Raw genomic sequence first — 19,937 nt, forward strand, 5'->3', positions numbered from 1 at the left:
AAGGCCGCTTCACATGCTTCCTGATGGCGCCTCAGTGCGCCATCATCGGCTCGCGCATCGATCGCTCAAGCACCGGATCGATCCGCAGCCTGATCGTGACCAGCGCGCCGATCAATCCGACGACCGCGAGCAGCAGAAGGCCCGCCGTGAATCCACCGGTCAGGTCCTTCAGATAGCCCATCGCGAACGGGCCCGCGAAGCCCGACAGATTGCCGAGCGAGTTGATCGCGGCAATGCCGGCCGCGGCCGAGGCGCCGTTCAGAATGCTGGCCGGCATCGGCCAGAACATCGGCGGCACCGCCGAAACGCCGATCTGCGCGAGGCAGAGCAGGCCGATGATCAGCACCGGGCTTGAGACCAGTCCGGCGAGGCCAATGCCGACAGCTGCCAGCACCAGCGCGCCGGCGACATGGTAGCGCCGCTCACCGGTCTTGTCGGAATGGCGGCCGAGCAGCACCATGCCGACCGCGCCGAATACGAAGGGCAAGGCTGCGATCAGGCCGGTCTGGGTGTCGGTGACGCCAAACGCCTTGATGATGGTGGGCAGGAAGAACGCGACGCCGTAGCTCGCTGCATTGAGGCAGAAGTAGACGAAGGCGCAGGCGAGCACGCGCGAATCGGTGAGCGATTGCAGCACCGAGATGTGCTCCACCGCTTCCTTCTTCTGCCGCTCCATCTCAAGGGTGGTCTGGACCCATTTGATCTCGTCGGGCTGCAGCCAGCTCGCCTGACGCGGGAAGTCGGGCAGGAGGGCGAGCACGGCGAAGCCGACCAGGACCGACGGCAGCGCTTCGCAGATGAACAGCCACTGCCACCCGGTCAGACCGCCTCCGGACAGGTTGAGCAACAGGCCCGAGATCGGCGCCCCGATGATGCTCGAGATCGGGATCGCGAGCATGAACAGGCTGATGACGCGGGCCCGATAGATCGTCGGGAACCAGAGCGTCAGATAGAAGATGATGCCGGGGAAGAAGCCGGCCTCGCAGGCGCCGAGCAGCAGGCGAAGGAAGTAGAAGATCCATTCGCTCGAGAGGCCGCTCGCCGCGGACATCTGCGGGATGAACGCGAATGCCGCCGAGACGATGCCCCAGCTGATCATGATGCGGGCGATCCAGCGCCGCGCGCCAAACCGTTCCAGAAGGATGTTGGAGGGCACTTCGAAGAAGAAGTAGCCGACGAAGAACAGGCCGGCGCCGAGCCCGTAGGCGGCTTCGCTGAGGCCGAGCGCCGTATTCATGTGCAGCTTGGCGAAGCCGACATTGACGCGATCGAGATAGGCCACGAAGTAGCACAGGATGAGGAACGGAATCAGCCGCCGCATCATCTTTCCGATTGCGCGCTTCTCGACATCGTCGCTCATCGTTCCCATCCCTTCCGGTTTTTCGATTCGGCGCACGGTAGTCGCGCTGCCTGGGCGGCACCTTCGTGCGGCCGCAGCGGTCCGTCGCCTTGCCCTTGCAAGTATTGCATTCATTGTTGTGTAATCGACAGGCGCGTGACTAATGGCATTTGGGAATGGAGCCACGGCGAAACTGTCATGATGCACCGCGGTATAAGCGCGGGAACCCCAGAGCGTTTTCCAGCGAAGTGGACACCGGTTCGCGTAGGGAAGACGCGTCAGGACAGAATCTGGAGCCCGGTTCCGATCTAATCGGAACGAAGAGGCCCTTGCCGGGCAGGATGGTAGCAGGCCGTGATCAGTAACCTGAAATTGCGCCAGCTGCGCCTGCTGGTCGCTCTCGACAATGAGCGCAAGCTGCAACTGGCGGCCGAGCGGTTGAACATCACCCAGTCTGCGGCATCGAAGATGCTCGCCGAAATCGAGGCGCTGGCGCGGGTTCCCCTGTTTGAGCGGACGGCGCGCGGCGTCGAGCCCACCGCCTATGGCTCGATCCTGATTCGCGGCGGCAAGAGCGTGCTGGCCGATCTTGACCAGGTCACCGACGAGTTCGCGGGCTACAAGTCCGGCGAGCTCGGCACCGTCTCCGTCGGAACAGTCGCCAAGCCCAGCATCGACCTGGTCGTCGACGTGATCCAGTATCTCGGTGAGAAGCTGAACCGGGTGAACATCTCGCTCGATGTCAGCACCAGCCCGCCATTGATCACACGTCTGCTCGCGCTCGAGTTCGACTTCGTCGTCGCCAGGATTCCGGCCGGCATCGACCCCCGGCAATTCGACTATTATGAGATCGGCGCAGAAGAGGCGGTGCTGCTGGTTCGTGCTGAGCATCCATTGGCCGGCCGCGAGGCCGTCGAGCTGGAGGACATGGCCGACCAGCAGTGGATTTGCCAGCCGCGGGAATCCTTCATGCGCCAGGCGCTGGAGAGGCTGTTCATGAGCCGCGGCGTGACGCCGCCGCGCCGGGTCATCAACACCGAGTCGTTCTTTGCCTCGGTTGGAATCGCCGCCGGCATCGACGCGATCGTGCCGGTTCCCATGCTGGTGTTCGATCTGGTCGATCCGCAGCGGTTCAGGATGCTGCGTCTTCGCGACCGGCTCCTGTTGGAGAATTATGGCCTGATCAAGCTGCGCAAGCGTGCGCTGTCACCTGCCGCGGCGCTGCTATTCGATGCGATGAGGCGGCTCGGCGTACCGAGTGGCGGCGCAGAGCAGGGTGAAGCGACGAGCTGAGGCTCAGCGGAACATGCTGCGCAGGTTCTGCGCGATTCCGAACAGCGCCGGATTTTGCTTCACGGCGCGCTTGGCGCGGCTGATGGCCGACAGCGCGCTCGCCGCCGGCTTGCCGCGCAGGCTGAGCGGAATGAAGCTGTCGACGATCGCTTCGTCGTCCTTGCAGAACAGCCGCTTGTACTCGTCCGAGCCGATGCCGAGGTCGAAGGCGCGGTAGTTCAGGCCGGCATGGCGATCGATGATGTCGCGCATCAGGATCAGGCCGGGGCTGAACTTGGAATTCGCCGACATCGTGTAGGTGTTGAACATCATCGAGAACCGATGACCGTCGGAGACGCCGGCGAAGATCGCGATCACTTCCTCGTCGCACTCCAGCGCGTGGATGTCGATCGCATAGCCCTTGCCGTCGGCGCGCGGCGCGAGGCAGGCGCTGCGGATGAACTGCTCGACGCCGGGCTCGGCGAACACGTCGGGCAGCTTCTGCTCGGCCATGCGCTGCGGCTTGACGCGGAAGAACCAGTCGAGCAGGCGGCAGACGTCGGCGCTGTCGGCCGCGACGTGATAGCGGTAGCCGGGCAGCGCCTGCAGCTTGCGCTCCTTGCCCTTGAGGCGGCGGCGGAACGAGTTGCTGATCAGTACGGCGGGTGCCGCGCCGGGCTCGATGATTAGCAGCGGGCAGTCGTTCACCGCAGCCTGGTGCGGCAGCAACGCCAGCGGATTGGGCTGGTCCTGCCAGCGCAGCGGCTGCTGACACAGCACAAGCGTGTCGACGCGAGACCGCTCGGCGATCGATCCGGTCAGCGCCGTGATGTCGGCCTCGGTTGCGTTGGCGGCGAAGTCCTTGTCGTACAGCGCCATGTTGAAGGTCGCATGCTTGCCGCCCATGAAGCCCGCGCAGCTCGCGCCCAGGCGCTGCTCGACGGCGAGCGGCAACAGCAGCAGCGGACGGCGTTCGCTGTCATGGGCCACGACGATGAAGGGCCGTAAGCCCTCGCGCTCGCCGACCTGACGCTGCCAGTTGGCGAGAAAATCGAAGCGCTGATAGGGCGTGTAGCTGTGTTGCGGGGTCTCGAGACTACGCCAGGTCGCCTCGGCCGCGGTGAGGTCATGAAAGATGTCGACGCCGGCAACGCGGATTGCGTTCGGCCATGGTCGCGTCCCCGCCGTCTGGCCTTCAACTGCCGCCGCCATGATCATCTCGGAGCCCAAATTTTTTAAGGTATTAATTTACAGGTCTCGGCTGCGGCCGACCTTCGCAGGGAAATGTCAACAAAGAGTAATGACAATGCCGCGGCGGGGTGTGGGAACCGCCGGGCAGAGGCGGGGATCTTGACGCCGGACAACGGGATTTTGCGGCGGGCCCGGATGGAGCTCGCCTATTTCAGCGGCGCCTTCAGGCTGCGGGAACACGAGGCCGGGGGCGCCGGGGTGATCCTGCGCTTCGCGCGCGTCCGTCCTGCGCGCCGGGGCCGGTTTCAGCCGCTGAAATCCCAGGAGATCACGCCTGCCTTCCTCGATCGCACCGTTCGCGCGCTGAAGCGCTGGAAGTACGACATCGTCGGGATCGACGAGGCCTGCCGGCGCGCGGTGACCCTGCCGGAGCGCCGCCGCTTTGCCTGCCTGAGCTTCGACGGCGCTGCCAAGGACATCGTCACGCACGGCTATCCCGTGCTCGCCATGCACCGCGTCCCCTTTACCCTCTATCTGCCGACAGCCTTCCCGGATGGCGTGGGCACGGCGTGGTGGCTCGTGCTCGAGGACATCATCGCGCGCGAGAACCGCATCAGCCTGATGATCGACGGCAGGGAACGGCACTTCGTGGTCTCGAGCCTGTCGGACAAATACGAGCTGTTCGATTTCCTGTCCGGCTGGCTGCGCAAGCTGTCGCCGTCCGATCTGTCCTATGCGGTGAACGATCTCGGCCGGCGCTATTCGGCCGATGCGGCACAATTGTCACGCGGCGCGTCGCTCGACTGGCAGGATCTGGCGAAGCTGGCGGCTGATCCGAACGTGACCTTCGGCAGCGCGACGGTGAACTATTCCGTCCTGTCGAGCCTCAGGGACGCCGACGCGCAGCGCGAGATGGCGATGGGAAAGGCGGTCGCCGAGAGCGCGCTGCGGCGGCCGATCAAGCATTTCGCATTCCCCTTCGGGGACCGCGACGCGTTCCGCCGTCCGCATGTCGTGATGGCCGAGGAGGCCGGCTTCGCCAGCGCAGTGTCGACCATATCAGGCGTGGTCGAGGCGCAGGGGCGCACCAATCTCCACGCACTGCCGCGCATCGCGTGGGACGGCCGCGTGCGGTCGTTGCGGATGATGCGCGTGCTGCTCTCGGGCGTGATGTTCGCACCGGTTCGGCCAACGCGGCACGCGCGCGACGAGGGCGCGATCTAGGCGCGGTCGGGCCGCGACATCCAGGAGACGATCGGCATCGCCGGCAGCACCCAGCCGAGCCCCGCAACGACGTAGAAGATCGCCTGCAGCAGCCCCGAATTGGCGAGCCACGGGGTTTGGGCGACCGTCATGCCGAGCAGCGACCACACCACGACCAGGATCAGTAGGGCGATGGTTCCGAGCAATTTGCGGGTGCGTATGGCCATGGCGGATATGTGTAACTCGTGATCTCGGCGGTGCTTGCGCCGCTTGCGGGCCGGACTATAAGGGGCCCGAAAATCCAATCAAGTCAGGGCGAAATGGCCGGTATTTCCGCACAACCATCGCAGCTCCGCGCCGTCAGGGTCTGGCTGATCGCGGTCGCCGCCCTGATCGCGCTGATGGTGCTCGTCGGCGGCGCCACGCGGCTCACCGAGTCCGGCCTGTCGATCGTCGAATGGAAGCCGGTGACCGGCGCGCTGCCGCCCCTGACCGAGGCGCAATGGACGAAGGCCTTCGAGGGCTACAAGACCATCCCGCAATATCGCGAGCTCAACGCCGGGATGACGCTCGCGCAATTCAAGACGATCTTCTGGTGGGAGTGGAGCCACCGGCTGCTCGGCCGGGTGATCGGCGCCGCCTATCTGCTGCCGTTCCTGTATTTCCTGTGGCGCGGCGCGGTGAGCGGCGAGCTCGGCCGGCGGCTGTGGGTGATCTTCGGCCTCGGCGCGTTGCAGGGCGGCGTCGGCTGGTGGATGGTGGCGTCCGGCCTCTCGGAGCGCGTCGAGGTGTCGCAATATCGGCTGGCGACGCATCTGGTGCTGGCGCTCCTGATCTTCGCGGCGATCGTCTGGACGCTGCGGCGCTTGACGGACCGTCCATCCGTGATTGCGCCGCTCAGGCTGAAAATCACGAGCGCCGTGCTGCTCGTCCTGACCTTCATTCAGCTCTATTTCGGCGCGCTGGTCGCGGGGCTGCGCGCGGGCCGGGTCTACAACACCTGGCCTGAGATCGACGGTGGCTTGATTCCGTCGGCGGACCGGCTGTGGTTCGAGACGCCGTGGTGGCGCAATCTGTTCGACAACACGCTCACGGTTCAGTTCGAGCATCGCATGACCGCTTACCTGCTGTTCGCGCTGGCGATCGCGCATGCGATCGATGCCGTGCGCGCGCGCGCCGGCGGCGCTGCGATCGCCGGCGCATGGTGGCTGGTTGCGGCGATCACGCTGCAGGCGACGCTCGGCATCCTGACGCTGCTGCATCAGGTGCCGATCGATCTGGCGCTGACCCACCAGGCGGTCGCCATCGTTGTGCTGACGCTCGCGGTGCTGCAGGCCGAGCGCTTCGCTGCGCGGCGGACCGAACGGGACCAGCCGACCCTCGTTCCGGTCGGCCAGTCGCTTTGATCCATCAGGTCAGATAGTCGAGCCCGATATCGAGCGCGGCTGAGCTGTGGGTCACCCAGCCGACCGAGATCAAATCAACGCCGGTGGCGGCGATCGCCGCGGCGGTCGCAGCCGTGATGCGGCCGGAGGCTTCGGTGAGCGCCTTGCCGCACGCCATCGCCGCCGCCTGACTGAGCTGCTCGGTCGTCATGTTGTCGAGCAGGACCGCGTCGACGCCGAGTGCCAGCGCCTCTTCAAGCTGCGCCAGCGTGTCGACCTCGACCTCGATCTTCACGAGATGGCCGGTATTGGCCTTGGCGCGCTCGACCGCGGTGCGGATGCCGCCGGCGAGCGCGATGTGGTTGTCCTTGATCAGCACGGCGTCGTCGAGACCGAAGCGGTGATTGCCACCTCCGCCGGCGCGGACCGCGTACTTCTCCAGCGCGCGCAGTCCGGGTGTGGTCTTGCGGGTACAGACGATCTGCGCGCGGGTGCCTGCGACGGCCTTGACGAGTGTGGCGGTTGCGGTCGCGACGCCGCTCAGATGGCAGAGGAAGTTGAGCGCGGTGCGCTCCGCGGTGAGCAGGCTGCGGGCGGGGCCGTCGATGATCGCGATGACCTGGTCGGGTTCGACCGCGCTGCCGTCGGGCCGCTCGGCGCGCAGCTCGATCGCCGGCGATACCGTCTGGAAGGCTGACCGTGCGATGTCGAGCCCGGCGATCACGCCGGGCTGCCGCGCCCGCATCACCAGCCGGGCCTGCTGGCTGGCCGGCACGATGGCGTCCGCCGTGATATCGCCGGCGCGGCCGAGATCCTCGCGCAAGGCGGTTTGCACGATCGGCTCATACAGCAGCGGCAACAGGGGATTGAGGGTCATGAGTGGGCACTCCTGGCTGGTAGCTTGGATTCAACGATGTCGTGCGCGGCGGCGAGCGCCTCGGCACGGGTCAGGGAAGACGGCGCCGCCGACAAAGCGGTGTGCGGGAAATCGGTGCGGAAATGGCCGCCGCGGCTTTCCTCACGCCCGATGGCGGCAATCGCGATCATCAATCCGACCAAAGCGGCGTCGGATGCCGCACTGGGACTGCGTGCGAGCGGATAGAGGCTCCGGATCGTGCGTGCGATACCGTCGTGATCGCGCAGCACGCCGAGCCCCTGGGTGAGGATCGGACGTACGGCGGAAGGATCGGAGGCGGGCGGCATCGTGTGTTCGCTCAACATCGCGCGTGGACCTGCGCTGACGCCTTCGATGCTCTCGGCGACCCAACGCGCGCAGACGATCGCTTCCATCAGCGAGTTGCTGGCGAGCCGGTTGGCGCCGTGCAGCCCGGTGCGCGCGGCCTCGCCGCAGGCCCACAGGCCTTGCACCGTGCTGCGGCCATAGCCGTCAACCGCGATGCCGCCCATGTGGTAGTGCACCGCCGGCCGGATCGGGATCGGATCGCTGGCGGGATCGATGCCCGCCATCTTGCAGAACGCGCTGATGACGGGATAGCGCTGCGCGAAATCCGCGCCCGGATGCTTGCGCGCATCGAGGAAGGTGCGATGTCCCGCGGCGCGATGGCGCCAGACCGCGCGCGCGACGATGTCGCGCGGCGCCAGCTCGGCGCCGGGCTGATCGGCCATGAAGCGCTGGCCGGTCTCGTCGATCAGGATCGCGCCGTCGCCGCGGATCGCCTCGGTCAGCAGCGGCATCGGCCGTGACGGCCCATCGAAGGCGGTCGGATGAAACTGGACGAATTCGAGGTCCGACAGTTTTGCGCCGGCATGGGCCGCGAGCGCGAGCCCTTGGCCGAAACATCCGCCCGGATTGGTGCTGTCTGAAAACAGCCCGCCGATGCCGCCGGTCGCGATCACGACGCGGTTGGTCGCGATCGTCAACGCGCCGCGGTCGCTGGCTGCGAGCACGCCCTTGACTGCATCGTCTTCGACGAGCAATCGCCGCGCCTCGACGCCCTCCAGCAAGGTGATCGACGGTGTCTTGCGGACCGCGGCAATCAGCGCGCGCATGATCTCGCGGCCGGTGCCGTCGCCGGTGGCGTGCACGATGCGGTTGCGGCCATGCGCGGCCTCGAGCCCGAGACGCCAGCTGCCGTCGGCACGCCGGTCGAAGGCGACGCCGAGTTCGGCCAGATGCTCCACGGCGGCCGGCGCGGCATGGACGATCCGGGATGCCGCGGCTGCATCACACAGGCCGGCGCCGGCCGCAAGCGTGTCGGCGAGATGCAGGGCAGGGGTATCATCCGCGCCGACCGGTGCGGCGAGGCCACCCTGCGCCCACATGCTGGATGCTTCCGCGCCGAGCGGCGATTTCGACAGCAGCACGACCGGCTCGGGCGCGAGCTGCAGCGCCGTCATCAGTCCCGCGGCGCCGCCGCCGATGATCACCGGGCGGCCGTTGAGATCGGAAATATCGGTACTCATATCGCCAGCATCCTTTCGACGCTCCTGCGTGCACGATCGGCGATCGCGGGATCGATCGTGACCTCGTGCTGATTGGTCTCCAGCGCGTGGCGGATGTTCTTCAGCGTGATCCGCTTCATGTGAGGGCAGAGATTGCAGGGCCGGACGAAGTCGACATCGGGATTGCGGGCCGCGATGTTGTCGCTCATCGAACATTCCGTCAGCAGCACGACCCGCGGCGGCCGTTTGGTCTCGACGAACGACTGCATCGCTGCCGTCGACCCCGAAAAGTCCGCTTCGGCGACGACCTCGGGCGGGCATTCCGGATGCGCCAGGATGGTGACGTCGGGATAATTTTCACGCAGCTGACGCACGTCATCGGCGGTGAACAGCTCGTGCACCTCGCAATGGCCCTTCCAGGCGATGATCTTCTTGCTGGTCTGCTTGGCGATGTTCTGCGCCAGATATTCATCCGGCAGCATGATGACGCGCTCGGTGCCGAGCGATTCCACCACTTTCAGCGCATTGCCTGACGTGCAGCAGATATCGGACTCCGCCTTCACCGCGGTCGAGGTGTTGACATAGGCGATAACAGGCGCGTCCGGGTAGCGCGCGCGCATCAGCCGCACGTCAGCTGCCGTGATGGAATCCGCCAGCGAGCAGCCGGCCTTGAGGTCGGGGATCAGCACGGTCTTCGCCGGGTTCAACAGCTTCGCCGTCTCGGCCATGAAGTGCACGCCCGCGAGCACGATGACATCGGCATCGACCTTGGTCGCTTCACGCGCGAGCAGGAGGCTGTCGCCGACGATATCGGCGACGCCGTGGAAGATTTCCGGTGTCTGGTAGTTGTGCGCCAGCACCACCGCGTTGCGGCGGCGTTTCAGTTCGAGGATCGCATCGACATCCTCGGCGAAGGTGGCCCATTCGAACGGTGGGATGACGCGCTTGACGCGCTCATAGAGCGGCGCGGTGCGGGTGAGCAGATCGGTATCGAGTGCAACCATTTATACTCTCCTTGAGCATAAGATGGCTTATACTTATCCTGAGCATAAGGCGTGTCAAGTGCGCGAAAGCGGAAGCTTGGTGCCGACGACGGCCCGTTCGGCCAAGACGGCATGGCGGAAGCGGAACAGCTTGGCCGGCCGTCCGACGGTATCGGCGGCCATTGCGCCAGTCTCTTCAACGAGTTCCTGCTGCTCCATGAGCCGGCGGAAGTTCTGCTTGTGGACCAGCCGGCCTGCGAGTGCCTCAACACTGCGTTGCAGTTGCAGCAGGGTGAACTCGGCCGGCATCAATTCGAATACCACCGGACGGTATTTGATCTTGGCGCGCAGCCGCGCGATTCCGGTCGCGAGGATGCGGCGATGATCCGCCGTCATCGGCTTGCCCGGCACGATCGGCGCCTCGCGGTCATGCGCGCGTCCGGCTTCCGGGATCAGCGACGCCTCGTAGAGCAGCTCGTAGCGCTGCAACACCAGTTCCTCGTTCCAGCCACGATCCTCGAGGCCGAAGGTGATCGCGCAGCGCTGCCAGCGCTCGCGCTGCAGCGTTGGTGACGGGGCCGCCTTCGCCCACGTCTTCAGCTTCGGCGCGATCATCTTCGCGAGGCAGACCGGCGTGCCGGCGCGATGATCCTCCCAGGGGAAATAGTCGTACCAGCCGGACCAATGCGCCTCGAAGCCTTCGCCGACCTGGTCCTCGCGGGTCAGGCCGAGATAGCTGATCGAGACGCTATGCGGCGTCCTGACGTCGCCGGACCGGCCGCGGTCGGCAAAGGTGTAGAGCTGTTCGACATAACCGAGCGGATGGCCGGTCTGCGCCTCGACCCAGGCGCGCAGCGCGGTCTGCAGCGAACGGTGGGTGAACTCGAACGGGCCGCTCGGCAGCGCGGAGCCGCCGGCGATGGTCATGATCTTCGGCGTGCCGTCGGTCACGGCGACGAGCACCGCGACGAGGTCGGCGGTCACCGCGTTGCCCGAAGCCGGTGCGCTGGTTTTCTTCTGCGGCGATCTGGCCACGCGCGTGTCCCGGGCTAGCAGTAGCCGTAGACGCCGCAGGCGTAGGGCAGGCGGTCCCAGTAGGTCACGTAGGCGCCGCCGTAATAGGGGCCGAAATAGTTGTAGGAATGCCAGTTGCCGTAATAGCCGGGCAGCGACGACGATCCCGGCAGCAGCGGTTCACCCGGCACGTAGGGGATGTACGGCTCTGTATTGAGCGGGATCACCGTGGGCTCGACGACCACGAGCTGGCGTCCGCGCCGCACATAGGTCGGCTGTGTGATGGTGGTGCGGTAGGCGTAGTGCCGGCGCGGCAGGCCGGCCGGCAGCTGGCGCGCAGCCTTCACGGTGGCGCGTTTGGTGACGACAGGGCCGTCGGCGGCGTCAGCAGGCGAAATCGCAAACAGCGCGATCGCGAGCGGCAATATCCAGCGCAGCATCAATGGTCTCCCGAATCATCCGGAGCCTATCACTGCCACTTTATGCCGGATTGAGCGTTAACGAGAGACCCGTCGATACTAAGCGTTAACGAGACGGCCGTTTGGGCAAGGTTGCCGGAGCGATGCGGGCGCACCGCTCCGGAACCAACGTCGGGATCAGGCGCGCAGCGCCTGGTCGAGGTCCGCGATCAGGTCTTCCTTGTCCTCGATGCCGATCGAGAGCCGCACCACCTCGGGCGCGGCACCCGACTTCACCTTGGCGGCGTCATCGAGCTGGCTGTGGGTGGTGGAGGCCGGGTGGATCACCAGCGAGCGGGTGTCGCCGACATTGGCGAGATGCGAGAACAACCTCAGGTTCGACACCAGATTGACGCCGGCGTCATAGCCGCCCTTGAGGCTGAAGGTGAACACCGCGCCGGCGCCCTTCGGTGCGTATTTGCGCTGCAGGGCGTTGTACCTGTCGCCGGGCAGGCCGGCGTAGTTCACGGCTGACACGGCCGGGTGGGTGGAGAGGAATTCCGCCACCGCCTTGGCATTGTCGCAGTGCTTCTGCATGCGCAGCGGCAGCGTCTCGATGCCGGTCAGGATCATGAAGGCGTTGAACGGCGACAGCGCGGGACCAAGGTCGCGCAGGCCGAGCACGCGGCAGGCGATCGCGAAGGCGAAATTGCCAAAGGTCTCCTGGATCCGGATGCCGTGATATTCCGGGCGCGGCTCGCTCAGCATCGGATACTTGTTGTCCTTCGACCAGTCGAAGGTGCCGGCGTCGACGATGATGCCGCCGAGCGAGTTGCCGTGACCGCCGAGGAACTTGGTCAGGGAGTGCACGACAATATCAGCACCGTGGTCGATCGGCTTGATCAGGTACGGCGAGGCCAGCGTGTTGTCGACGATCAGCGGCACGCCGGCCTTGCGCGCGACGGCTGCGATCGCCTCGATGTCGGTGATGCTGCCGGCTGGGTTGGCGATCGACTCGATGAAGATCGCCTTGGTGTGCGGCGTCACCGCCTGTTCGAAGCTTGCGATGTCGTCGGGATCGGCCCAGGCCACGTTCCAGCCGAACGCCTTGAAGGCATGGGTGAACTGGTTGATCGAGCCGCCATAAAGCTTGCGCGCGGCAATGATCTCGTCGCCGGGCCGGAGCAGCTGCTGCAACACGACGAGCTGCGCGGCGTGGCCGGAGGCGACCGCAAGTGCCGCCGTGCCGCCTTCGAGCGCTGCGACGCGTTCCTCGAGCACGGCGTTGGTCGGGTTGCCGATGCGGGTATAGATGTTGCCGAAGGCCTGCAGGCCGAACAGCGAAGCCGCATGGTCGGCGTCGTTGAAGACGAATGACGTGGTCTGATAGATCGGCGTCGCCCGCGCGCCGGTGGTGGGATCAGGCTGTGCGCCGGCGTGCACGGCGAGGGTGGAAAATCCCGGAAGGCGATCGGTCATTCTTTGTGTCCTGTTGTGGCCTGGTCGAAACGCGCGGCATGCTGATGGCGGCGGCGCTCGTCGTCAAGCGAGTTGGGCACGCCGCCGATTTCGGGAGGGGCATCCTGGGCTATACCGGACGATCGGAACGATTATTCCGCCGCGATGTCAGGTCGTCTCGGTCTTGTTTTTCGCCGCGCGGTCGGATGCCGCAGTCTGGCCGCCGCCAAAGCTCGTGCGGTTGAGCGACAGCCGCATACCCTGCGTCGGGATCGGCGCGCGCTTGGAGCTCAGCGTGCGCGAATTGACGCCCATCCAGGAGATCTCCGACGACAGCCGGCCATACTCGATCTTCGGGCAGCGGTTCATCACCACCTTGAGGCCCGCGGCTTCCGCCTTCTCGGCCGCGGCATCGTCGCGCGCGCCAAGCTGCATCCAGATCACCTTCGGCAGCGGCGACAATTTCAGCGCCTCCTCGACGACCGGCATGATGTGGCTCGAATTGCGGAAGATGTCGATCATGTCGATCGGGCGATCGATGTCCGCGAGCGATGCGACGAACGGCTTGCCCATCAGCGCCTTGCCGACATGGCCGGGGTTGACCGGGATCATGTCGTAGCCGCGCTGCGCCAGATATTTGAACGCGAAATAGCTCGGCCGCACATTGACCGGCGAGGCGCCGACCATCGCGATCGATTTCACATTGTTCAAAATGCTGCGGATGTAGTTGTCGTCGTAGGCGTCGTGGTTCATCGTTCGTCTTTTTCAATTGCGTCATTGCGAGGAGCGAAGCGACGAAGCAATCCATGCTTCCTTGTGGTGCGATAGATTGCTTCGCTTCGCTCGCAATGACGGGGAGACTATTTATCCTGCCATTTCGGGTCGCGCTTCTCGATGAAGGCGCCGATGCCTTCCTCGGCGTCGCGCGCCATCATATTTTCGGTCATCACCTCGGCGGCGAAGCGATAGGCCTCAGTGAGGCTCATCTCGGCCTGGCGATAGAACGCCTCCTTGCCGAGCTTGACGGTGTAGGCCGATTTCAGCGCGACTTTTTGCGCCAGCGCGATCGCGGCGTCGCGTTCGGTGCCGGCCGGCACCACGCGATTGACGAGGCCGATGCTCTGCGCCGTTGCCGCGGAGACCGGTTCACCGGTCAGCAGCATTTCCATCGCCTGCTTGCGCGGCACGTTGCGGGACAGCGCCACCATCGGCGTCGAGCAGAACAGCCCGATATCGACGCCCGGCGTCGCAAACGCCGCCGCTTCGGAGGCGACCGCGAGGTCGCAGCTCGCGACGAGCTGGCAGCCCGCTGCGGTCGCGATGCCCTGGACGGACGCCACCACCGGCTTCGGCAGATGCACGATCGCCTGCATCATCGCGCTGCAGGCGTTCATGATCTCTGCGAAATAGGCGCGGCCGCGGTCGGCGTCGGTGCGCCGCGCGGTGAGCTCCTTGAGGTCATGGCCGGCGCAGAAGGCCGGGCCGTTGGCGGCGAGCACGACGGCTCGGATGCTCTGGTCAGCGCCGATATCGTTCAGCGCCGCGTGCAGCTCGCCGATCAGGCCCTCGGAGAGGCTGTTGCGGGCCGCGGGGCGATTGAGCGTCAGTAGCGCGATACTGCCGACGGTCTCGCGCAGCAGGATCGGCTGGTGTTGCGGCGCTTCGGCGCGGGCGGCTTGGGCGGACATGGTGAAATTCCACTTTGGTCTCTATGACAACTTAATGTAACAGGCAGGCTGAAGCGAGGGCAGGGGCGGCATGGCGATTGCGAAAATGAGCGTGGCTGATCTGGAGGAGTTCCTGCGCAAGGAATTTCCGCAGGCATTCACCCACGACGACATCAGGATCGAAAGCGCCGACGGCGAGACGGCTTTGCTGCGCCAGCGCTACAGCGAGCGCATGCTGCGGCCGGGCGGCACGGTATCCGGACCGACCCTGATGGGGCTGGCCGATTTTGCCATGTACGTGGTGCTATTGTCGGCCATCGGGCCGATCGGCCTTGCCGTCACCACCAACCTCAACATCAACTTCCTGCGCAAGGGGCAGCCGGGGCAGGACGTGCTAGCGGTCGCCAAGCTGCTCAAGCTCGGCAAGCGGCTTGCGGTCGGCGAGGTGAACCTGCTGTCCGGCACCTCTCCGGATCCGATCGCCCATGTCACGGCGACCTATTCCATTCCAAATCAATAGGCTTTCTCGCGGTATTATTACACCATATTTACAAGCTGTTGTTTTCGCTCATCTAAATCGCGCGTGCCGACGTTGACGCGCGCCCGCGGCTTCTCTAGAAACCCACGCAGTTCGGCGCATACGGCGCCGATTTCCTTTTCACGGATTTCACACATGAGCACGTTCTCGGCCAAGCCCGCCGAAGTGACGAAGAAGTGGGTTGTGATCGACGCCAAAGGTCTGGTCGTCGGTCGTCTCGCCACGCTCGTCGCGATGCGCCTGCGCGGCAAACACCTGCCCACCTACACACCCCATGTCGATTGCGGCGACAATGTCATCATCGTCAACGCCGCGCATGTGGTGCTGACCGGCCGCAAGCGCGACCAGAAGGTCTACTACAAGCACACCGGCTTCATCGGTGGCATCAAGGAGCGCACTGCGAAGCAGATCCTCGAGGGTCGCTTCCCCGAGCGCGTCGTCGAGAAGGCGATCGAGCGCATGATCCCGCGCGGTCCGCTCGGCCGCATGCAGATGGGCAATCTGCGCGTCTATCCGGGTGCCGAGCATCCGCATGAAGCCCAGAGCCCCGAGAAGGTCGATATCGCCTCCCTGAATCGCAAGAACACGAGGGCCGCATAATGTCCGATACTTTGCAGTCCCTCGACCAGCTCTCGCAGGTCAAGCCGGCGGCTCCCGACGCGCCGAAGTACGTCAAGAAGATCGATAAGTTCAACCGCGCCTATGCCACCGGCAAGCGCAAGGACGCGGTCGCCCGCGTCTGGATCAAGCCGGGCGCCGGCAAGATCTCGGTCAACACCCGCGACATCGAAATCTACTTCGCCCGCCCGGTGCTCCGCATGATGATCCAGCAGCCGCTGGTCGCTGCCGCCCGTAACGGCCAGTACGACGTGATCTGCACCGTCGCCGGCGGCGGTCTGTCCGGCCAGGCCGGTGCGGTCCGCCACGGCATCTCGAAGGCGCTGACCAACTTCGAGCCCGAGCTGCGCGGCGTCCTCAAGAAGGGCGGCTTCCTGACCCGTGACTCCCGCACGGTCGAGCGCAAGAAGTACGGCAAGGCCAAGGCCCGCAAGTCCTTCCAGTTCTCGAAGCGCTAATTCGAGTCCTCAAATTCGCGGCAATTGCCGCGTGCATCGAGTTGCAGAGGGCGCCGCGAGGCGCCCTTTTTGCTGCGCCCAACCGCGCGTGCTTCAACGCGAATTAGCGCAGTTTTTCATGAAAACTTGCGTGTGCGTGCAAACGAAATTGGAACTCGGGCCTTCTAGCTTGCGGGCTCGCACTGGCGCTGCATCACCGTATTATTTGCGCCTGCGAACGTTGCATCACCGGGCTGGGGTGACTCTATGTCGTTCGATCCATCGACGCTTTATCTGTTCGCCACCATGGTCGCGGGCATGCTCGGCGCCATGCTCTGGTTGTTCGGCAGGCAGGAGAACATTGCCGCGCTGAAGTGGTGGGGCACCGCCTATCTGCTCGGTGCGGCCTCCGTCGCGCTGTGGACAGTCGGCAGCTCAACGCTCGATCCGCTCGTCTTGCTGGGTCTCAACGCGATCGGCTTCGCCGCCTGCGGCATGGTCTGGAATGCTGCGCGTATCTTCCACGGCCGCAAGGCCAACCTGCCGGGTCTCGTGCTCGGCCCGATCGTGTGGATCGGTGCCGTGACGTCAATCGCGGATCCGGCGATGCGCCTGACGATCGGCGCCGGGATCGTCGCGATCTACGCCGCGCTGACCGCCTCCGAGCTCTGGAGCGAGCGCCGCCGTGCGATGCAGAGGCGCTGGATTGCGATCGCGATCCCGGTCGCTCATGGCTGCGTCCTGATGCTGCCGATCCTGGTCGGGGACGTGCTGCGGCTGAACGGCCAGAACTTCGTCAGCAGCTTCTGGGTCACGCTGTTCTCGATCGAACTCGTGCTGTACGCGATCGGCACGGTGTTCGTGATCTTCATGATGGTGTCGGACCGCGCGGTCGCCGTACACAAGACCGCCGCGTCGATCGATCCGTTGAGCGGCATGCTCAACCGCCGCGGCTTCACCGAGGCCTGCACGCGGGTGATCGAGCGGGAGGCCACGGCCGGCCGGCCGGTCACCGTGATGATCTTCGACCTTGATCACTTCAAGTCGATCAACGACCGGTTCGGCCATCCCGCCGGTGACGAGATTCTGAAGCTGTTCTCCGCCGTGGTGGTCAACAGCCTCAGGATCAGCGATCTGTCGGGCCGGATCGGCGGCGAGGAATTCGCAGCGCTGCTGCCGTGCTCGCTGGAGGAGGGCGTCTTGGTCGCCGAGCGCGTGCGTGAGGCGTTCGAGAATAGCAATATCACCTGCGAGGACGGCGCGGTCGACACCACCGTCAGCATCGGCGTGGCCGGTGGACCCGCCGGGACCGAGCTCGAGGTGCTCTTGGCCTCGGCCGACACCGCGCTCTATCAGGCCAAGCGCGGCGGCCGCAATCGTGTCGAGGCCGCAGAGGAATTGCCGCTGTCGCTGGAGAATTGGCGGCGCAAGACCGCGGGCCTGCCGGCATCGGCGCGGCAAAAGTCGGCGCCCGCCCGCGCGTGAGTGCGTGGTAACGACTGATTAACCATTCGATCCCATGCTTTCGGGCATGGAGTCGATCCGCACCCGCAACCCGCATTCAGCCCTGATGTCGCTCGAAGCCGACGCGGCTTCGGCGCGCGGAGGCTTCGCCTGCCTGTTCTCGGACTCCGATGAGTACGAGACCGCGCTGATCGCCGAACGCCGTGCGCAGGGACGATACCAACCGCCGAAGCGCCGCTGGCCGATCGCGATGCTGCTGGGCGTGATGCTGATGGTCGTCGGTACCGTCCTGCTGTTCAACTGACCTGCGGCACGTTCGACAGAGCGGGCGTCTGCGCGGGCGCCGGATCCTCCGCCTTGAAATGGTCGATCATCACCTTGGCGATCGCCATCAGCGGCAGCGCCAGCGCGAGCCCCCAGATGCCGAACACGACGCCGAGCAGGATCTGGAACGCGAACAGCGTTGCCGGCGGGATGTCGAGCGCCTGGCGCTGGATGATCGGCGTCAGCACGTAGCTTTCCAGCGCGTGGACGCCGAGGAACAGGATGAAAGCGGATAGCGCCGCGATCCACCCGGTCGCGAGGCTCGCCAGCACCACGATCAGCCCACCCAGGATCGCGCCGACCGTCGGGATGAAGGCGAGCAGGCCGGCCTGGATGCCGAGGATGAACGAGCTCGGAATCCCAATGATGGCGAGCCCGATCCAGGTGACGAGGAACACCGCGGTCATGGTGATGATCTGCGCGATCAGCCAGCGCTCCAGCGTCTCGCCGATGCGGTCGACGATGACGGTCGCCTGGGCGCGGTATTTGGCCGGCGCAATGAACAGCAGTCCGGCGCGGTAGATGCTCGGCTGGGCCGCGAAGGCGAGCCCGAGGAACAGCACAATGAAGAAATTGCCGACGACGCTGACGGTGCCGAGCAGCACCTTCAGCGTCTGACTGATGATCGCGCCGCCGCTGGAGGCCAGCGCGCCGGCGCCGGGGATGCCATGCGACTGCGACGACGTTGTGGGCGTCGATGTCGTCGTCGTCGCGGCGGAGCCTTCGCCCTTCGCCTCGCCGGCGGCATTGGTGAAGTCGAGATAGCTGGTATCGACGCCGCGCTGCTCGAGGAACTCCTTGACGTTGCCGAGCTGCGATTTGATCGTGTTGCTCAGCACCGTGGCCTGCTGCGCGATTGTGGTGCCGCCGAGGAACACGATGCCGGACAATAGCCCGGCCATCGCCAGGCAGACGATCGCAAGCCGCAACGCGTGAGGCAGCGCGGTCAGCCGGCCGAGCAGGGTGGTCATGGCATTGAGGGCGACCCCGAGCAGCATGCCCGCGAACAGCAGGAACAGGGTCGCAGCGAACTGCCAGGCGAAGGTCAACAGGGCGGCGAACAGCACGATGCCGATGCCGCCGACGGCGATCGCCCACGCCATGTCGTTGCGGGCCTGCAGGCGATTGTCAGCCGAGTCTGTCACGGGTGATTCCCCCTTCGCGACGGTGTCCGGCAGTCTTTGGCGAAAATCCCGCCGGGATCAAGCTGGGCGGACCGTGCCGGTTTGCCGCTGATCCGCCGTGGTCCGGGCGCGACCGTGGGGCGCCAGGCCGGATTTGGGGCCCCGAGGCTGCGAATCTGTGCAGGACTGCAAGGACCCCTGTGCAGATATAGGCAGTTGATCCGGGGGGAACTCGAAGGCATGATCGTCTCCGCAAAGTCGCAAACTTAGAATAATCATTGCGCGAGACTTCGATAATGAGACGGCCCGTGGTCGGCGTGATCGGAAACGCCCATCGCATTGAAAATCGTTTCACAGTCCAGATGGTCGGAGAGCGCAACCTTCGCGCGGTTGCCGAGGTGTCGGGTGCGGTGCCCTTGATGTTCGCGGGCAGCCCCGAAATCACCGAGGTCGGCGCCTTGCTTGACGTGGTCGACGGCGTGGTGCTGACCGGGGCTCGCGCCAACGTTCATCCGACCCGCTTCAACACCGAACCTTGCGCGGCCCACGAGCCCTACGACATCCACCGCGACGACGTCGCGCTGGCACTGTCGGAGGCCTGCGTCGCGCGCGGCGTGCCGATCTTCGGCATCTGCCGCGGCCTGCAGGAGATGAACGTCGCGTTCGGCGGCTCGCTGCATCCGGAGATCCGCGAGATTCCGGGTCGCATGAACCACCGGATGCCGCGGCTAGAAAACGGCGAGATCCATCCCGATCCCACCGTGGTGTTCGCCGACCGTCACGACGTCGCGCTGACGCCAGGCGGCGCCTTCGCAAGAATCCTCGGCTGCGAGACCATTCGGGTCAATTCGCTGCACGGCCAGGGCATCCTCGAGCCCGGCAAGCGCGTCGTGATCGAGGGCATCGCCGAGGACGGCACTATCGAGGCGATCCGCATTGCCGATGCCCCGGGCTTTGCGCTCGGCGTGCAATGGCACGCCGAATACGATCCGCAACGCAACCCGATCAACCGCGCGCTGTTCGAAGCCTTCGGCGACGCACTGCGCGAGCGGCGGCGGGCGGCGTAGCTAGCCCGCTCACCGCACAGTTTGGGCAGCGGTATCGTCAGCCGCGAACGTG

21 protein-coding genes are annotated in these 19,937 nt (G+C 65.6%); 9 read left to right on the top strand and 12 right to left on the bottom strand.

Features of this window, described 5'->3' with window-relative positions; genetic code table 11:
• Positions 1 to 31 precede the first annotated feature (31 nt).
• The gene (locus AAFG07_RS20120; RefSeq protein ID WP_342728754.1) at positions 32 to 1,360 is read right to left on the bottom strand and encodes an MFS transporter; all 1,329 of its coding nucleotides are present in this window, start codon (positions 1,358 to 1,360) and stop codon (positions 32 to 34) included.
• Positions 1,361 to 1,693: 333 nt separating this feature from the next.
• On the opposite strand from AAFG07_RS20120, the gene AAFG07_RS20125 reads away from it, so the two are divergent.
• The gene (locus AAFG07_RS20125; protein ID WP_342728756.1) at positions 1,694 to 2,632 is read left to right on the top strand and encodes a LysR family transcriptional regulator; all 939 of its coding nucleotides are present in this window, start codon (positions 1,694 to 1,696) and stop codon (positions 2,630 to 2,632) included.
• Between the two features lie 3 nt (positions 2,633 to 2,635).
• On the opposite strand, the gene AAFG07_RS20130 is transcribed toward AAFG07_RS20125, so the two are convergent.
• Positions 2,636 to 3,829, bottom strand: coding sequence for a GNAT family N-acetyltransferase (locus AAFG07_RS20130; RefSeq protein ID WP_342728757.1), 1,194 nt, complete (start codon positions 3,827 to 3,829; stop codon positions 2,636 to 2,638).
• Positions 3,830 to 3,961: 132 nt separating this feature from the next.
• Between AAFG07_RS20130 and AAFG07_RS20135 the strand changes: the two genes are divergently transcribed.
• Positions 3,962 to 5,026, top strand: a complete 1,065-nt coding sequence (locus AAFG07_RS20135) for a polysaccharide deacetylase (RefSeq protein WP_342728758.1) — start codon at positions 3,962 to 3,964, stop codon at positions 5,024 to 5,026.
• On the opposite strand, the gene AAFG07_RS20140 is transcribed toward AAFG07_RS20135, so the two are convergent.
• Entirely contained in the window at positions 5,023 to 5,232 is a 210-nt protein-coding gene (locus AAFG07_RS20140) for a DUF2842 domain-containing protein (RefSeq protein WP_050400909.1), read from the bottom strand. The genes AAFG07_RS20135 and AAFG07_RS20140 overlap by 4 nt on opposite strands.
• Positions 5,233 to 5,325: 93 nt before the next feature.
• Here AAFG07_RS20140 and AAFG07_RS20145 point away from each other — a divergent pair, with 93 nt between their 5' ends.
• Positions 5,326 to 6,411 (top strand): COX15/CtaA family protein, encoded by a 1,086-nt coding sequence (locus AAFG07_RS20145; protein ID WP_342728759.1) that lies wholly within the window; start codon positions 5,326 to 5,328, stop codon positions 6,409 to 6,411.
• Between the two features lie 4 nt (positions 6,412 to 6,415).
• On the opposite strand, the gene nadC is transcribed toward AAFG07_RS20145, so the two are convergent.
• The 8 genes from nadC to AAFG07_RS20185 form a co-directional block, all read right to left on the bottom strand.
• Positions 6,416 to 7,267, bottom strand: coding sequence for a carboxylating nicotinate-nucleotide diphosphorylase (gene nadC / locus AAFG07_RS20150; protein ID WP_342728760.1), 852 nt, complete (start codon positions 7,265 to 7,267; stop codon positions 6,416 to 6,418).
• Complete coding sequence (locus AAFG07_RS20155; protein WP_342728761.1) at positions 7,264 to 8,814, bottom strand: L-aspartate oxidase; 1,551 nt, start codon at positions 8,812 to 8,814, stop codon at positions 7,264 to 7,266. The genes nadC and AAFG07_RS20155 overlap by 4 nt, the downstream gene beginning before the upstream one ends.
• Positions 8,811 to 9,797 (bottom strand): quinolinate synthase NadA, encoded by a 987-nt coding sequence (gene nadA, locus AAFG07_RS20160; protein ID WP_342728762.1) that lies wholly within the window; start codon positions 9,795 to 9,797, stop codon positions 8,811 to 8,813. Before nadA ends, AAFG07_RS20155 begins: the two co-directional genes overlap by 4 nt.
• Positions 9,798 to 9,851: 54 nt before the next feature.
• On the bottom strand, positions 9,852 to 10,811 hold the full coding sequence (locus AAFG07_RS20165) for a hypothetical protein (RefSeq protein WP_342728763.1): 960 nt from the start codon (positions 10,809 to 10,811) through the stop codon (positions 9,852 to 9,854).
• 14 nt (positions 10,812 to 10,825) lie between these two features.
• Complete coding sequence (locus AAFG07_RS20170; RefSeq protein ID WP_342728764.1) at positions 10,826 to 11,230, bottom strand: hypothetical protein; 405 nt, start codon at positions 11,228 to 11,230, stop codon at positions 10,826 to 10,828.
• Between the two features lie 156 nt (positions 11,231 to 11,386).
• Positions 11,387 to 12,667, bottom strand: coding sequence for an O-acetylhomoserine aminocarboxypropyltransferase (locus tag AAFG07_RS20175; protein WP_342728765.1), 1,281 nt, complete (start codon positions 12,665 to 12,667; stop codon positions 11,387 to 11,389).
• 147 nt (positions 12,668 to 12,814) lie between these two features.
• Complete coding sequence (locus AAFG07_RS20180) at positions 12,815 to 13,399, bottom strand: CoA-binding protein (protein WP_050405660.1); 585 nt, start codon at positions 13,397 to 13,399, stop codon at positions 12,815 to 12,817.
• Between the two features lie 107 nt (positions 13,400 to 13,506).
• Positions 13,507 to 14,334 carry an enoyl-CoA hydratase gene (locus tag AAFG07_RS20185; RefSeq protein ID WP_342728766.1) on the bottom strand — a complete coding sequence of 276 codons (828 nt, stop codon included), beginning with the start codon at positions 14,332 to 14,334 and terminating at the stop codon, positions 13,507 to 13,509.
• A gap of 70 nt (positions 14,335 to 14,404) precedes the next feature.
• On the opposite strand from AAFG07_RS20185, the gene AAFG07_RS20190 reads away from it, so the two are divergent.
• From AAFG07_RS20190 to AAFG07_RS20210, 5 genes are all read left to right on the top strand, one after another.
• On the top strand, positions 14,405 to 14,833 hold the full coding sequence (locus tag AAFG07_RS20190; protein WP_342728767.1) for a PaaI family thioesterase: 429 nt from the start codon (positions 14,405 to 14,407) through the stop codon (positions 14,831 to 14,833).
• Positions 14,834 to 14,986: 153 nt separating this feature from the next.
• Positions 14,987 to 15,451, top strand: coding sequence for a 50S ribosomal protein L13 (gene rplM, locus AAFG07_RS20195; protein WP_050405657.1), 465 nt, complete (start codon positions 14,987 to 14,989; stop codon positions 15,449 to 15,451).
• Complete coding sequence (gene rpsI / locus AAFG07_RS20200; protein ID WP_342728768.1) at positions 15,451 to 15,927, top strand: 30S ribosomal protein S9; 477 nt, start codon at positions 15,451 to 15,453, stop codon at positions 15,925 to 15,927. The genes rplM and rpsI overlap by 1 nt, the downstream gene beginning before the upstream one ends.
• Before the next feature lie 246 nt (positions 15,928 to 16,173).
• Positions 16,174 to 17,391 (top strand): GGDEF domain-containing protein, encoded by a 1,218-nt coding sequence (locus AAFG07_RS20205; protein ID WP_342728769.1) that lies wholly within the window; start codon positions 16,174 to 16,176, stop codon positions 17,389 to 17,391.
• A gap of 46 nt (positions 17,392 to 17,437) precedes the next feature.
• Positions 17,438 to 17,674 (top strand): hypothetical protein, encoded by a 237-nt coding sequence (locus AAFG07_RS20210; protein ID WP_342729197.1) that lies wholly within the window; start codon positions 17,438 to 17,440, stop codon positions 17,672 to 17,674.
• On the opposite strand, the gene AAFG07_RS20215 is transcribed toward AAFG07_RS20210, so the two are convergent.
• On the bottom strand, positions 17,667 to 18,839 hold the full coding sequence (locus AAFG07_RS20215) for an AI-2E family transporter (protein WP_342728770.1): 1,173 nt from the start codon (positions 18,837 to 18,839) through the stop codon (positions 17,667 to 17,669). The two genes, AAFG07_RS20210 and AAFG07_RS20215, sit on opposite strands and share 8 nt — an antisense overlap.
• A gap of 275 nt (positions 18,840 to 19,114) precedes the next feature.
• Here AAFG07_RS20215 and AAFG07_RS20220 point away from each other — a divergent pair, with 275 nt between their 5' ends.
• On the top strand, positions 19,115 to 19,885 hold the full coding sequence (locus AAFG07_RS20220; protein ID WP_097673503.1) for a gamma-glutamyl-gamma-aminobutyrate hydrolase family protein: 771 nt from the start codon (positions 19,115 to 19,117) through the stop codon (positions 19,883 to 19,885).
• Positions 19,886 to 19,937 lie beyond the last annotated feature (52 nt).

Source organism: Bradyrhizobium sp. B097, from assembly GCF_038957035.1.
In the GTDB taxonomy this organism is placed as follows: domain Bacteria; phylum Pseudomonadota; class Alphaproteobacteria; order Rhizobiales; family Xanthobacteraceae; genus Bradyrhizobium.

What these genes read in the sequence shown, in the direction of transcription:
- AAFG07_RS20205 (WP_342728769.1), top strand. Translation starts at nt 16,174, where the DNA reads ATGTCGTTCGATCCATCGACGCTTTATCTGTTCGCCACCATGGTCGCG.
- AAFG07_RS20190 (WP_342728767.1), top strand. Translation starts at nt 14,405, where the DNA reads ATGGCGATTGCGAAAATGAGCGTGGCTGATCTGGAGGAGTTCCTGCGC.
- AAFG07_RS20170 (WP_342728764.1), bottom strand. Translation starts at nt 11,230, where the DNA reads ATGCTGCGCTGGATATTGCCGCTCGCGATCGCGCTGTTTGCGATTTCG.
- AAFG07_RS20175 (WP_342728765.1), bottom strand. Translation starts at nt 12,667, where the DNA reads ATGACCGATCGCCTTCCGGGATTTTCCACCCTCGCCGTGCACGCCGGC.
- AAFG07_RS20120 (WP_342728754.1), bottom strand. Translation starts at nt 1,360, where the DNA reads ATGAGCGACGATGTCGAGAAGCGCGCAATCGGAAAGATGATGCGGCGG.
- AAFG07_RS20140 (WP_050400909.1), bottom strand. Translation starts at nt 5,232, where the DNA reads ATGGCCATACGCACCCGCAAATTGCTCGGAACCATCGCCCTACTGATC.
- AAFG07_RS20210 (WP_342729197.1), top strand. Translation starts at nt 17,438, where the DNA reads ATGGAGTCGATCCGCACCCGCAACCCGCATTCAGCCCTGATGTCGCTC.
- AAFG07_RS20180 (WP_050405660.1), bottom strand. Translation starts at nt 13,399, where the DNA reads ATGAACCACGACGCCTACGACGACAACTACATCCGCAGCATTTTGAAC.
- AAFG07_RS20220 (WP_097673503.1), top strand. Translation starts at nt 19,115, where the DNA reads ATGAGACGGCCCGTGGTCGGCGTGATCGGAAACGCCCATCGCATTGAA.
- nadC (WP_342728760.1), bottom strand. Translation starts at nt 7,267, where the DNA reads ATGACCCTCAATCCCCTGTTGCCGCTGCTGTATGAGCCGATCGTGCAA.
- AAFG07_RS20130 (WP_342728757.1), bottom strand. Translation starts at nt 3,829, where the DNA reads ATGATCATGGCGGCGGCAGTTGAAGGCCAGACGGCGGGGACGCGACCA.
- nadA (WP_342728762.1), bottom strand. Translation starts at nt 9,797, where the DNA reads ATGGTTGCACTCGATACCGATCTGCTCACCCGCACCGCGCCGCTCTAT.
- rpsI (WP_342728768.1), top strand. Translation starts at nt 15,451, where the DNA reads ATGTCCGATACTTTGCAGTCCCTCGACCAGCTCTCGCAGGTCAAGCCG.
- AAFG07_RS20185 (WP_342728766.1), bottom strand. Translation starts at nt 14,334, where the DNA reads ATGTCCGCCCAAGCCGCCCGCGCCGAAGCGCCGCAACACCAGCCGATC.
- AAFG07_RS20145 (WP_342728759.1), top strand. Translation starts at nt 5,326, where the DNA reads ATGGCCGGTATTTCCGCACAACCATCGCAGCTCCGCGCCGTCAGGGTC.
- rplM (WP_050405657.1), top strand. Translation starts at nt 14,987, where the DNA reads ATGAGCACGTTCTCGGCCAAGCCCGCCGAAGTGACGAAGAAGTGGGTT.
- AAFG07_RS20155 (WP_342728761.1), bottom strand. Translation starts at nt 8,814, where the DNA reads ATGAGTACCGATATTTCCGATCTCAACGGCCGCCCGGTGATCATCGGC.